Source organism: Paenimyroides viscosum (genome assembly GCF_003858535.1).
GTDB lineage: Bacteria > Bacteroidota > Bacteroidia > Flavobacteriales > Flavobacteriaceae > Flavobacterium > Flavobacterium viscosum.
Window position 1 is genome coordinate 146,301 of the sequence record NZ_RQTJ01000003.1, and the last position, 13,427, is coordinate 159,727.

General features: G+C 36.0%; 10 protein-coding genes. 2 read left to right on the top strand and 8 right to left on the bottom strand.

What is annotated here, in order from left to right:
* Nucleotides 1–10: 10 nt before the first annotated feature.
* The 4 genes from EG242_RS02770 to ku all read right to left on the bottom strand — a co-directional run bounded on the left by EG242_RS02770 (nt 11) and on the right by ku (nt 5,143).
* Nucleotides 11–1,177 (bottom strand): zinc-dependent alcohol dehydrogenase, encoded by a 1,167-nt coding sequence (locus EG242_RS02770; protein WP_124898393.1) that lies wholly within the window; start codon nt 1,175–1,177, stop codon nt 11–13.
* Nucleotides 1,178–1,180: 3 nt separating this feature from the next.
* Nucleotides 1,181–1,405 carry a hypothetical protein gene (locus EG242_RS02775; RefSeq protein ID WP_124898394.1) on the bottom strand — a complete coding sequence of 75 codons (225 nt, stop codon included), beginning with the start codon at nt 1,403–1,405 and terminating at the stop codon, nt 1,181–1,183.
* Nucleotides 1,406–1,769: 364 nt separating this feature from the next.
* The gene (ligD, locus tag EG242_RS02780) at nt 1,770–4,307 is read right to left on the bottom strand and encodes a DNA ligase D (RefSeq protein ID WP_124898395.1); all 2,538 of its coding nucleotides are present in this window, start codon (nt 4,305–4,307) and stop codon (nt 1,770–1,772) included.
* 56 nt (nt 4,308–4,363) lie between these two features.
* Nucleotides 4,364–5,143: a non-homologous end joining protein Ku gene (ku, locus tag EG242_RS02785; RefSeq protein ID WP_124898396.1), complete on the bottom strand. Its 780-nt coding sequence runs from the start codon at nt 5,141–5,143 to the stop codon at nt 4,364–4,366.
* Between the two features lie 239 nt (nt 5,144–5,382).
* On the opposite strand from ku, the gene EG242_RS02790 reads away from it, so the two are divergent.
* The gene (locus EG242_RS02790; protein ID WP_124898397.1) at nt 5,383–6,333 is read left to right on the top strand and encodes a catalase family protein; all 951 of its coding nucleotides are present in this window, start codon (nt 5,383–5,385) and stop codon (nt 6,331–6,333) included.
* 214 nt (nt 6,334–6,547) lie between these two features.
* On the opposite strand, the gene EG242_RS02795 is transcribed toward EG242_RS02790, so the two are convergent.
* Complete coding sequence (locus tag EG242_RS02795) at nt 6,548–6,763, bottom strand: hypothetical protein (RefSeq protein ID WP_124898398.1); 216 nt, start codon at nt 6,761–6,763, stop codon at nt 6,548–6,550.
* Nucleotides 6,764–7,677: 914 nt separating this feature from the next.
* On the bottom strand, nt 7,678–9,483 hold the full coding sequence (locus EG242_RS02800) for a chloride channel protein (RefSeq protein ID WP_124898416.1): 1,806 nt from the start codon (nt 9,481–9,483) through the stop codon (nt 7,678–7,680).
* A 183-nt stretch (nt 9,484–9,666) separates the two neighbouring features.
* On the opposite strand from EG242_RS02800, the gene EG242_RS02805 reads away from it, so the two are divergent.
* Entirely contained in the window at nt 9,667–10,953 is a 1,287-nt protein-coding gene (locus EG242_RS02805) for a DUF389 domain-containing protein (protein WP_124898399.1), read from the top strand.
* A 27-nt stretch (nt 10,954–10,980) separates the two neighbouring features.
* On the opposite strand, the gene EG242_RS02810 is transcribed toward EG242_RS02805, so the two are convergent.
* Both EG242_RS02810 and EG242_RS02815 read right to left on the bottom strand, forming a co-directional pair.
* Complete coding sequence (locus EG242_RS02810; protein WP_124898400.1) at nt 10,981–11,682, bottom strand: potassium channel family protein; 702 nt, start codon at nt 11,680–11,682, stop codon at nt 10,981–10,983.
* An 8-nt stretch (nt 11,683–11,690) separates the two neighbouring features.
* A complete protein-coding gene (locus tag EG242_RS02815) occupies nt 11,691–13,418 on the bottom strand; it encodes a TrkH family potassium uptake protein (protein ID WP_235831848.1) in 1,728 nt (575 codons plus the stop codon).
* Nucleotides 13,419–13,427: the final 9 nt, after the last annotated feature.

The following is a 13,427-nucleotide window of genomic DNA, read 5'->3' on the forward strand; positions in this document are numbered from 1 at the left end:
AGGTTGAAAATTATGCCCAAGGATCTAAAACTACTTTTACGCAATCTTCTTTTTTGTTTTTGAAGATGTCGTAAGCATACGCGACTTCAGTTAATGGCAGTCGATGCGTAATAATATCATCCAAAACAATCTTCCCGTCGATTACATATTGCAACAACTTGTCGATATGTTTGTGAACAACCGCCTGACCTCCACGTAAAGTAATTCCCTTATCAAAAAACTGACCTACGGGGAAATTATCATAAAATGTAGGATACACGCCCAGAACACTCACAATTCCGCCTCGTCTAACCGCACTCATACAGGCTTCGAGAACCTTAATCGATCCTTTTTCGAAATTGATCAATGCTTTTGCGCGATCCACAATGTTTCGATCTGGTTCAAACCCTACTGCGTCGATACAAACATCTGCTCCTCTACCCTGCGTTTTTGCTCTGATTTTTTCTACTACTTCTTCGGCATCAGTCCACAAAATTGTTTCACAATTCGCTGCTGCAACCGCTTTTTTCAAGCGATATTGCAATGTATCTACAATAATTACTCTGCCGGCATTGCGCAACCATGCGCTTTTTGCAGCCATGATGCCCACCGGACCTGCACCGAAAATAACAACGGTTTCACCGCCTTTAACTTCAGCCCAATCGACACCCGAATAACCTGTTGGAAAAATATCGGTTAAAAAAAGTACTTGTTCATCTGTTAGCGAATCGGGTACTTTTCTAGGACCAATATCTGCATACGGAACACGAACAAACTGAGCCTGTCCGCCATCGTAGCCGCCGTAAAGATCGGTATAGCCGAATAATCCGCCCCCTTTCTGATCGATCAAACCACCTTCGGGACCATAATGTTCATGATTGCTGTTTTCGCAATGTACCGGAAGGTCGCTATTACAAAAAAAGCACGAACCACATGCAATTGGAAATGGAACCACCACACGATCACCTTTTTTAAGATTCTTAACATCTTTACCCACTTCTTCTACAATTCCCATAAATTCATGTCCCAAAATCATAGGCTTTGGCTGAGGAAATCCGCCGGAGTAAATGTGAAGATCTGATCCGCAAATTGCGGTTGCCGTAACCTTTAATATCACATCCGTGGCATCTTTAATACCCGGATCTTCGGTATTGTCACAGGTAATTTTACCCGGAGCGTGTATAACTGCTGCTTTCATACGCTACTTTTTAGGATTGTCTTTTCTTATTTCTTTTTGTTGATCGGAATTTTGATCGGGCACTTTATCGGCATCTTCGGGTAATAAGTTACTACCTTCTTTTATTTGTGATCCGCCTGCACCCGAATTGGTTTGGTTGGCATCGTGTACATCTTTTCCCTTAATATCCGTTGGGCTAGTGTTTTTATTTTTGTCGTTTTCTGGAATTTCTTTTCTATCCTTATTCATAGCTTAAAATTTTGAGTTAGTATAATTATACATTCAATTTTTATTCCTTTTTGCATAACAAAATCTAGTTAATTAACTACTTAAGCTCAGAACATTCAGCAGATAATATCTAATAAAGAAAAACGTTTTTTTAACATTTAACCTGAAATAAGCAAATTATACAATAACATTAGCAAATAAGTAAAAAACAGATATTTAAGTTAAATAATATTAATAAAATAATTAATTAACTTTTAAAATACTATTTTAATGAAATTATTACAAAATAATAAAAACACAAACAAATTAGCTGCACGATATTGTGTGGAATAAATCCGCAGTTTATATATACACTTCCCGGTGATCCTTAATAAAACATTCGTAATCAGGATAGTTTTTTAATTGCTTTTAGCATATCGATTCCTTTTCCTAAAGTCGGTTTAAATAGATCACCTTTTTCCGTGATACGATTCAATGCATTGTAAATATTAAAATCTGTAGGCTGAAGTCCGCGTTTAACCTCAGCCCATTCCAGCGGCATGGAAACCGGCGCACCTTTCTTTGGACGCAGGCTGTACACACATGCTAAGGTCTGCCCGCGCCTATTCTGCAAATAGTCAAGGTATATTTTATCTTTATCCCTTTTTTGAAGGCTTCGTTCCAGCGTTGTTAATTCGGGTAATTTCTGCTGAACCAACTGCATCAACAAATGACCGAAATCTTTTACCTGTTCGTACGTATATTTTGCATTCATGGGAATGTATATATGGATTCCAGAACTTCCAGATGTTTTAGGATATCCTTCAATTCCCGCCAGATCCAAAACTTCTTTAACCGCCAGCGCCGTTTCAATAACATCGTCAAATGAATTTTTTTCTGACGGATCCAGGTCTAAAACCAGATAATCGGGATTGTCTGCCGTCTGTATTTTGCTTGTCCAAACGTTCAATTCGATACATCCCAGATTGTTGAGATATGCTAATGTTGCCTTATCGTTACAAATGATATAATTGATGTATTTATCGGAACTCTCAGAGAAAACTTTCTGTGTTTCTATCCAATCAGGTGTTTCGTCTGAAGCATCTTTCTGAAAAAAACTCAGCCCTTTAATTCCGTTAGGAAAACGGTTCATGGACTGCGGACGTGCTTTAAGATGCGGCAAAATGTATTTTGAAATGCTTTGATAAAATTCAATGACATCGCCTTTGGTAATATCGTCGTCAGGAAAATAGATTTTGTTTTGGTTGGTGAGTTTCAATTCTTGTTTTCCGATTTTCTTTACAACATCTTCTTTAGAAGTCCTCTTTGTAGGATTTGCTTTCTTCATAATTTCTTTTTTTGAGGGATCATTATCATTAAACACTACATTATTAGGTTCGATATCTTCACGCAACCTTAAAAAAATAGGATGACGGTATATATGATCTTTGGTAAGTTCGGTAAATTTAATTTCGGCAACCAGTTCAGGTTTTACCCAGGTAGCTTTTGCATTGGTTTTAGGAGTAATTTTGAATGCAGATTTTTCGGTTACCAACGGCTGAAGCTTTTCATATATTTCGACAAGAGATTTATCGCTGAAACCACTACCGGTATGACCACAGAAAACCATTTCGTTATTGAGGTATTTGCCAAGAATCAATGCGCCAAACTTTTTTCTGGAACCTTTTGGTTCGGTAAAACCACAAATAACAGCTTCGTCACTTTTGTGAATTTTTATCTTAAGCCATTCAGAACTCCGCACATGTTCTCTGTAAATGCTGACTGTCTTTTTAGCGATGATACCTTCTAAACCCATATCACTTGCAGCCTGAAAAAAATCCTTGCCTTTTTCAAGTATATGGTCGCTAAATTTTATAATTTCATTTTCAACCAATGCTTCTTTAAGTAATTCCTTGCGTTGCAGGTAAGACAAATTTTCGGTCGAATGACCGTTTAACCACAATAGATCGAAAACCTGATATACAATAACTAGTTTGGGATTATCTGCAATTTGCTGTAACCATTGGAAATTTGGTTTTCCTTTATCATCGTACGCTACAATTTCCCCATCAAGTACCATTTGGTGTTCCTGAAGATTTAGTGAATTGGTTACTTTTTTAAATTTCTTTGAAAAATTGATTCCGTTTCTAGAGTACAGTCGTACATCATCTTTACTTAAATCGGCAATTGCGCGGTAGCCGTCCCATTTAATTTCGAATGCCCATTCACTGTCATCAAACGGTTTTTCTACCACTTTACACAACATTGGCTGTATAAATTCCGCGAGTTTTGTAGCACCAGAAAGTGCGGGTGCATAATTTCTAAAATGCTTTATTCCTTTGGAGGAATCATTTTTTTTTTTACTGCTCTTTTCTTTTAGATAAGCGGTTACTTTCGAATTTTTAGCAGTATGTTCTTCTGCATCGTAATCTTCGCCAACAGCATATTTATCTTTATGTTTAATCAGCAGCCATGCGTTTTCATCTTTAGAATTTTTAATTTTTACCAAAGCAAATTCTCCTTTTAGCTTTTTACCGTGCAGTATGAATTTTAACGACTGTTTATGCAGTTCGGCGCGCATTACCAAATCATCAGTTTTTCCTTTTACCTTCTCTATAGGTTCATAAGTTCCTTCGTCCCAAATTTCCACTTCGCCGGCACCGTAATTTCCTTTTGGAATACTACCTTCAAATGTTCTGTAGGAATACGGATGATCTTCTACCATCATTGCCAGCCTTTTATCTGCGGGGTTCAATGAAGGACCTTTAGGAACTGCCCAACTTTTCAACACACCATCCATTTCCAAGCGAAAATCGTAATGAAGTCTAGAAGCAGCGTGTCGCTGTATAACGAACTTTAATTCAGTTCCACTCGGCTTTTCTTTTCCTTGCGGTTCGGAGGTTTCTTTAAAATTCCGTTTATTATTATAATCTTCTAAAGGCATAACTGTAAAATTTAAGTGGTAAATATCTACATCAAACTCATTTTTTAAAACACAAATTATCCTGTTTTCTTTTTCTTTCCCTTTTCAAGGCTTTCCTTCAGCATTGCCATAAGATCGGTTGCCTTGCCTTCGGGTTCTTTCATTTCGGTTAACTTCACTTTTTTACCTTTAGCTTTTTGTTTGATGATTTTCAGCAAATCGGCATTATAGGTGTCTTTAAAATCTTCGGGGATAAAGTCTGCCGAAAGTGACTTTATAAGCTGTTCTGCCATTTTTAATTCAGCTGCTTTAGGAGCTTTAGTAGGAAGCTTTAAGTCTTCGAAATCCCTTAATTCTTCGGGGTAACGCATACGGTTAACCATTAGAACCTTACCTTCGTACGGACGGATCAAGCACAAAATTTCTCTTTCACGTAAAACGAAAGAACCTATACCCGCCATTTTGGTTTTAATCAACGCTTTAAGCAGCAGATTATAAGCACCTTCACCATTTTTTTGAGGTTCCAAAAAATAAGGCGTTTCAAAATAAGCGGAATCTATATCTTCTTCCTTTACAAACTGTGAAATAGACAATATCTTAGATTTTTCGGGACTTGCAGCTTCAAAATCCTGATCTTCCAATACAATGTATTTATCGTTTAGTTTATATCCCTTTACGATATCTTCCCAAACCACTTCCTTGCCCGTATTCTCGTTAATTCGTTTAAATCTTATGTTGCTTAGATCTTTACTGTCCAGCATATCCAGATCCAATTTACTTGAATCTGTAGCCGAATACAGCTTAATGGGAATATTTACCAGACCAAAGCCCACTGCTCCATTCCAAATTGCTCTCATAGTTTCTTTTTTAAATTCATACCGCAATTTTCTTTCCAATGTATTTCAGAATCAATACAATCATTCTTACCCACAGTATGATAGCCGTACGCCTATAGTGCTATTTTTACCATAGCTACACCATAATTCATTTTTCTACAAAGTGCTGTAAAAATCTACAGCATCAAAATACTAAAAAACAGGGTAGTAGTTTATATGCTGATCATTTTAGAATGGTGTGTGTTTTGATTTATAACCATATGCGAGAGAAATTAAAATATACACCAGAATTTAACAAACTGTCTATTAAGGAACAGGCATTACTAGATAAGCTTACCGATGCTATATGGAAATTTGTAAGAAAGACACCCGAATTAAACCGTGTGCCTAATAAAACGAGAGATGCACATGCAACTACCTATGCTATTTTACAGGGGAAGTTTCTAGTAGATAAAGCATTTGAACAGCATTTATTGTTTCCTGTAAACATTTTAAATGCTACGTTAAGAATATCGAACGCTCACATGAAAATTGTAAAAGGTAACGCATTTCCAGCATACGGATTTTCGTTAAAACTAATGGATGATGGGCAAACAACAGCCAATTTTCCATTCGTTAATTTTCCAGTTTTTCCATTCAATAACGTATCGAACTTTTTAAAACTATTTACCGCATTAAACACCTATTTTTCAGAAGGCTTTTTACAGAAATGTTGGAGCGCAATCGGCATTATGAGTAGAATTTTAACAATCGTTCCAAACATTTTCCAACGTGATTTTTTAAAGAACATTATAAAATTGTTGAAAAAACGAAATGATTCTGTGTTTTCATTTACCTATCACTCTATTGGCGCATACAGATTTGGTGACCATATCGTAAAGCTGAAACTGATTCCCGAACAATTAACCAGTCAAACATCCGTTGAAGATTTGTTTGCGCAAAAGGGTCAATATATCGCAAATCTCTACATCCAATATGCCTACAATTTAAAAGACCAACCAGTAAACATACTTCACAAGGAATGGAAAAACAGCCCTTTTATCCGTATAGGAAAATTTATTTTTACCGATTATGTAGACAAAAACGATCCAAATTTGGAACAGATGTCATTTAATCCTTTTGAAAGTAGCGAAGTATTTCAACCCGTTGGAAGGATACAGCAGTTACGAAATAAAGCCTACGAAGCATCCTTACAGGAAAGAGTAAGTTAAATACATTACATTAAACTACCAAAGAAACTTTATCAGGATATTTAAACGCATACGCAGAAATAAGCTGCATAATATATGTATTGCTTTTATAACGCGTAAGGAAATCTTACAAAATCTCCCAGTAAGAGCCGTTATATAAAAAATCTATGAATAGAAAAACTTCTTTTAACTGTATTGAGAATAGTAAAAGTTACTATAAAATAAAATTATTTACTCACTCTAAAGGTGTAGCTTCAAAATACTTATTTTTAGCTAACAAACATTCAAAACCATCAACATTTTTAACTTTAAGTTCGCTACTAAAATCATTTATATGTCGCTGATGGTGAACATCGCTACCAGCAAAATCGTACATATTTTCTTTTAAAATATAGTCAGCAATTGTGGTTATACCCATACCGTAATAACCTGTACTACTTAACATATTCATTTGAAACAGATTTAAAACTATCGTAATCACTTTTATAGAAATCATAACGTTCAGGATGCGCCAAAACAGGCTTTATAGTCTGTTTTTTTATACATAAACAAAAAAAGCGGCAACCACCCCGCCTTAACCCTAACCTATAATATTCTAATCCGTAAGAATGAATTTATAATGTTTCAAAAGTAAACAGGAATTTTGTCGATTAAAAATAATTTAAAAAAAAGTTATTGACCGCCTTAATTATATAGTTGTTGTGAAAAATTTGTGAAACTTAATAGTACAAAAAACGCATTAACTTTAAAATCAATGCGTTATGTTTTAATTCAGTGGACCCTCTGGTACAAAATTCGAACTCTTTACTATCTGATTTAAGAAAAATTTCTCTATGGAAATAGACTTAATTCAGATAAAAAAAATTGAATTCTTGAGCAAAGGGAATTACAAATAAACAACAAGTTTTTAGAGTAACAAAAGTAATTATAGAACATTTTTAAATTTAAAAACCTTTATTTAAATAATTGAAGGGTCAAATTAATTTTTACACAACTTTTGATAAATAAAAAGTAAATTAATGAAAAAGAGGATCTGCAAAAATAAAGTTCCTTTTCGGTTTATAAATTATTAATTACTTCTGTTCTTAATTGATCTGAGAACTTTCCGCTATATGTCTTCCTACTGGCGGAATATATTTCATTACAACATTATATATTTCTTTCATAATTTGGTGCTTGAATTTAACTATCCAATAATGCTACTCATAAAATAAAATTCGGAAATAAATTTCCGAATTTTCACTTCTAAAATTGATTTGTTTTTTTTTCAAATATACATAGATTTCTGTTGATGTAGGAATTTAATCATCACCCTCTTTTACCAGTGTAAATTTGGCATCAGTTGCACTTTGGAGTTCCAGAAGACTATTCTATCCTAAGCTTCTTCAAATTTTTCCTATAGGAATCCATAATCAAATCTTTAGTCACATATCCCATAAGTACATTGTTTTTTAAAAGTAGTACGTTATCATTTTTAGATTGTTCCATCAAACTAATAATCATGAACGCACCATCGTCTATACTCGATATATTTGGGGTATTAATATACTTCTCAAGAGAAAACTCATCAGATGAAAGCAATTGCTCCTTAATATCCTTAAACGATATTATTCCTCTAACCTGACCACTTGCTGTCATTACAGGAACAAAATCCTGAATGAACCCTGTAAAAACTTTTCTTACGTCTGCCATTGAGACAGGTTCGTTCACAACTTCAAGTTCACTGATGTACAATGACCCTATATCAATCCTATTCAATATATTACGGTCTTTATCAGAAGTAAAAACAGTACCCTGATCGGCAATGGCATGAATATCCATGCTGTACTTATCATAGCGTTTGGAAATTGCAAAACTGATTGATGAAACCAGCATAAGGGGAATAATCAGTCCGTACCCCCCTGTAATTTCAGCAATAAGGAAAATTGCCGTCAACGGAGCGTGAAACAGTCCGCTTAAGAGTGCCGCCATACCCACGACCGTGAAATTGTCCAGAGGAACATTCTTGATTCCGAGCAGACCAATAACTTTAGCTACGATAAAGCCCAAGTAGGAACCCACAATAAGAGACGGCGCAAAATTACCGCCATTTCCTCCACTTCCCAAAGTAAGACCTGTGGCAACACACTTGACAAGCATTACTAAACATACAAATGCCAACACAACCCACTGGTTGTTTCGAAATTCTTCAAATAGGGAATTGTCCAGCAGCAACCCAGCCTCATTATTCGCCAGGCTTTTAATATTTTCGTAACCTTCGCCAAATAAGGGAGGAAACAAAAAAATAAGTGTCGCTAACAAAGCTGCTCCCACAAATGCACGCCTGTAAACATTATCAGAATACCTACTCATACCGTGTTCTACCTTTCTAAACAGTCGGGCGTGGTATACAGACACAAATCCGGCAACTACCCCAAGCAAGATATAGTAAGGTGTATTATGATAGTCAAAAAACAGCCCCCTTTTAAACGAAAGCAATATACCTTCATTCAACGTAAGGTTCGCCATAATTGCACCTGTAGCAGAAGATATTATTAACGGGATAAAAGCCGATACACTCATGTCGGCGAGAATCACCTCAATTGCAAAAAGCACACCTGCAACCGGTGCATTAAATGCCGTAGCAATACCAGCCGCGACCCCGCAAGCCAGAAGAAGTGTACGGTCTTTATAATTCAAGCGGAACACTTGTGCATAGTTTGATCCCATTGCGGCACCTGTGATAGTGATAGGAGATTCCAAACCTGCAGAACCACCCATACCCACTGTAAGCGAACTGGTTATAATTTGAGCATACATCTGCTTTGCGGGCATGATACCTGATTTTTTAGCTACTGCTATCATGATCTGCGATGTACCTTTCTCAATCGAGCCGTTTAAGAATTTTCTAATTATCAGAACCGTAAGCAGGATACCTATAACAGGCAGCAAACTGTTTAAGTATGGAAGTTTGAGCAACCGGTTTATATAAACCGTAAAATGGAATACATTATGTGCAAAAAGTTTTAAAACGGTAACTGCAAGTGCTGATCCGACAGCTACAATAACGCAGGAAAAGTAAAGAAACTGCCTCTCCGTTAACACTGCCTTCAACAATTTTACGAATGTTAGAAAACCAAATGAAAGTTTCTTAAAAAATGCGTTATGTTTAGAATTTTTGTTTTTGTGCATACACAAAATTAAGTTACGCATTTTTAAAATCAGTACTTTAACTGTATTTAATTTAAAATTTTTCCTTTTGCTCAAAATAGCTTTGCATTAGTAAGATGGTCAATAAATGAATTTTATCTTAACCTATTTCTTATAAAATATTTTTATTACTTTAACCATTATAAATTTCTAGACGCAGAACTGATGAACTACCTGAAAAATTTGCTGAACCTTCACGCTGATGAAGAAGAAAGAAGTGCAGTAATTCAAAATGTTTCCAAAAACATTTCCTTCAAGGGTGCCAACCTTTGGATTCTTGCCTGTGCTATACTTATAGCCTCCATAGGGCTGAATGTAAATTCTACTGCAGTGATCATCGGAGCCATGCTGATATCCCCTTTAATGGGGCCTATTGTCGGAGCCGGTTTTTCGCTTGCTACCTATGATTTCAGCTTACTGAAAAAATCGGCAAAAAACCTGCTTGTAGCAACCATTGTTAGCCTTACAGTTTCTTCACTTTATTTTTATCTAAGTCCTTTTAAGGATGCCCAATCCGAGCTGCTGGCACGTACATCACCCACAATATATGATGTAATGATCGCCTTTTTCGGTGGCATTGTAGGTGCTATTTCCATGACCCGTAAAGAAAAGGGTAATCCAATACCGGGAGTAGCCATTGCCACCGCATTAATGCCGCCTTTGTGCACGGCAGGATTCGGAATTGCTACCTTTAACCTTCAATATTTACTTGGTGCACTTTACCTTTACAGCATCAACTGTTTTTTTATCGGTATTGCAACTTTTTTAATTATAAAATACCTTAAATACAGACCTGTTGTCACGGACAACAAATCGTACGATAAAAAACTACGCTATGCTATAACGGTAATGATACTTGTAATGACTATTCCAAGTTTTTATCTGGCTTACAACCTGCTGAACGAAAAGAAATTTACGCAAAATGTTGAAAAGTTCCTGAATTCTGAATTCTACAATAACGGCTATACCGTAATATACAAGAAAGTAAATTACAGTACGAAGAAAAAGACCATAGAGCTGGCATTTTTATCGAAACAATTTGACAGTTTGGAAATAAAGCAGTTCAACAAAAGGCTTTCGAATTTCGGCATAGAAAATACACAATTGATCATAAAACAGAATACTTCTGACCTTAAAGCAGAAATTCTTTCGGAAATAAACAAGCGTTCGACCGACGTATCTGAAAAAGACCTTCAAATCAATCTTTTGAACAATGAGCTGAAAGCCTATAAATTTGAAAATAACGACCTAAAAAAAGAAGTGGAAATACTATTCCCGGAGATCGAAGAACTGTCAATGGGTAAAGTAAAGACTTATCATACAAAAGATTCGGTTTCAACCACTACGCTTATCCTATATAAATCTGCAACTACAACAGATAAGGAAAGACTGAGCAACTGGCTTAAAACAAAGCTTAATGACACAAATCTTAAAGTTGTTAACGAGCAATAAGAATTTAATTTAAACAGCTAATAGTTTTTACATGTTACCCATGTTAAATTTCTTTAGAAATTTATAGATATCATCATTTGCGCCATATATGACCAAAACATCGTTAGTCTGGATAACCGTAGCAGACGAAGGAAACCCCTGTACCTGTGGCACGATTTTATACTGTCCAAGAAAGCTTGCTTCCTCTTTATTCTGAATAATGGTCATTACCAGAATATTATGTCTTTTCTTAAACTCAATTTCTTCGAACGTCTTTCCGACAAGTTCTGCCGGTGTTATTACTTCAATAATGCTGTATTCCTTATTAAGCTCAAAAGAATCCACAACTCCCTTCACATTGAGCTTCTTGGTCCACCGCTCTGCCGATTCAGATTCCGGACGGATAATCTCCGAAACGCCTATGGCCTGCAGTACATTCTCATGAAGCGAATTAATGGAGCGACTTATGAGCCTTTTAACATTACGGTTTTTAAAAATGGCTGTAGCCATAATATTGGCACCTTCATTCTCACCTATGCTCACAATTACAATATCCGTATTGTTTAAAGGCAGTTTACCGATAGAAAGCTCATCGGTTGCATCCATACAGATGGTGTAGGAAAGTTTTTCCTTTAAGGCTTCCACTTTCTGCATATCGTTATCAACTCCTATAATTTCATGTCCGAGTTTAGACATCTTCTTACCGAGTGCAGCCCCGAAATTTCCCAAACCAATAATTATTATCTTCATAAACTATATTAAATTAAAATATCGTCTGACGGATAACCGTATTCAGACATTCCTGTTGATCTTTTGAAAAAAGCCATAAGAATCGTAATCATAGACACCCGGCCAATAAACATAATGACAATTACGACAATTTTACTGGAATCTGATAAGGAAGGTGTGACATTTAGTGAAAGCCCGACCGTTGAGTATGCCGAAAAAGCTTCGAATGCCACATCAATAAGGCTTAAATGACTATCGAATTTCGTAATTAAAAAGACCCCCAGCCCTATTACAAGAAAAGACAGGGTCATTGTTGCAAATGCCTTCTGCACATTAATCGGGTTCAGCTCCCGCTTAAAAATCTCTATTTTAGACTTTCCACGTGCTATATTGATGAAATTCAAAATACCTATTGCAAAAGTACTTGTTTTAATTCCACCTCCGGTGGAAGCCGGTGAAGCACCAATCCACATTAGAAGGATCACCAATATGATAGAAGAGAAATTAAGCTGTGCAAAATCTATGGTATTGAAACCTGCCGTTCTAGGTGTTATAGCCAAAAATACTGCTGAAACAAATTTGCCTATACCCTCATGCGGAGCCAATGTTCTGTAATATTCTTCAAAAAAAAGGATGATTGTAGCCACTCCGAGTATCGTGAGTGATGTTACAAGGTTGACCTTTGAACTAAGGCTAAACACCCAGTTTCTTCTATTATTCTGTTTGTGAATCAGTTTAGAAACTATTTTACGTATCAGGTATCTGAAATACCGTAAGAGGTTTATTAAGATTGGAAAGCCTATACCGCCTAAAAAGATCAGTAAAATAAGTACCGACTGGAAGTTATAGTTGTGAACAAAACCGACATTCATTGCACCTTTGGGCAAGGTAGAAAAACCTGCGTTACAGAAAGCGGAAATCGAATGAAATACACTAAAAAACACCTTGTCCAAGAATTCCATCGAGTTGCTTTCCAAAGAGAGGTATATTAAAACAGCCCCTACCGCCTCTATACAAAACGTAATATAAATGATTCTTTTCACAAATACAAAAACCTCGCTGAGAGCATCGTTATTGGCTATACTTCCCAAAGCAATCTGGTTCTCGTACGAACTATTGCCTTTAAAGAAATATGCTATATATCCTGCAAAGGTCAAAATACCAAGTCCTCCCATCTGGATAAGTACCATTATGATGAAATGCCCAAAACCTGTAAACTGCTCAAAAGTATCAACTACCGTAAGTCCTGTAACACAAACTGCGCTGGTTGCCGTGAAAAGAGCATCCAGAAAAGACAAAGGCACATGCGAAGCTTTAGGAAGCATCAGAAGAAGGGCGCCGCCAAAGACAAGGACTAAGAAACTTATGATAAAAAGCTGTGGAGGTGTAATAAAAGACCGCTTAAAACTAAAACTGGGTGTGGAAATCTCCCGTACAAGCTTTAAAACAACAGCAACCTGCAAATACTTACTTACAAAATAAATGTCATAACCTGCAAGCTGCCTGTAAATACAGAAACCTATAAATAAAATGCTGGCAGCATCAAATATAAGCACACGAAAAATAATACTACCACCAAAAAAATACTTAGCTATGGTTTTACTTACACCTATGAGCAGTAATGTAATAAAAAAAACATTGACATAAACTTTGTAATCTCTTGGAAAACCATAACCTGCCATAGCCAAAAGTACTATAATTGCCAGAACGTAGGAAACCGTCAGCAGAAAATTTAATGCTTTGTTATTTAATATCAATTTATACAA

Bases quoted from the DNA above. Each gene is read 5' to 3' on its own strand.
- EG242_RS02795 (WP_124898398.1), bottom strand. From the start codon at position 6,763: ATGAATATGTTAAGTAGTACAGGTTATTACGGTATGGGTATAACCACA.
- ligD (WP_124898395.1), bottom strand. From the start codon at position 4,307: ATGCCTTTAGAAGATTATAATAATAAACGGAATTTTAAAGAAACCTCC.
- EG242_RS02775 (WP_124898394.1), bottom strand. From the start codon at position 1,405: ATGAATAAGGATAGAAAAGAAATTCCAGAAAACGACAAAAATAAAAAC.
- EG242_RS02800 (WP_124898416.1), bottom strand. From the start codon at position 9,483: ATGCACAAAAACAAAAATTCTAAACATAACGCATTTTTTAAGAAACTT.
- EG242_RS02790 (WP_124898397.1), top strand. From the start codon at position 5,383: ATGCGAGAGAAATTAAAATATACACCAGAATTTAACAAACTGTCTATT.
- EG242_RS02770 (WP_124898393.1), bottom strand. From the start codon at position 1,177: ATGAAAGCAGCAGTTATACACGCTCCGGGTAAAATTACCTGTGACAAT.
- ku (WP_124898396.1), bottom strand. From the start codon at position 5,143: ATGAGAGCAATTTGGAATGGAGCAGTGGGCTTTGGTCTGGTAAATATT.
- EG242_RS02810 (WP_124898400.1), bottom strand. From the start codon at position 11,682: ATGAAGATAATAATTATTGGTTTGGGAAATTTCGGGGCTGCACTCGGT.
- EG242_RS02805 (WP_124898399.1), top strand. From the start codon at position 9,667: ATGAACTACCTGAAAAATTTGCTGAACCTTCACGCTGATGAAGAAGAA.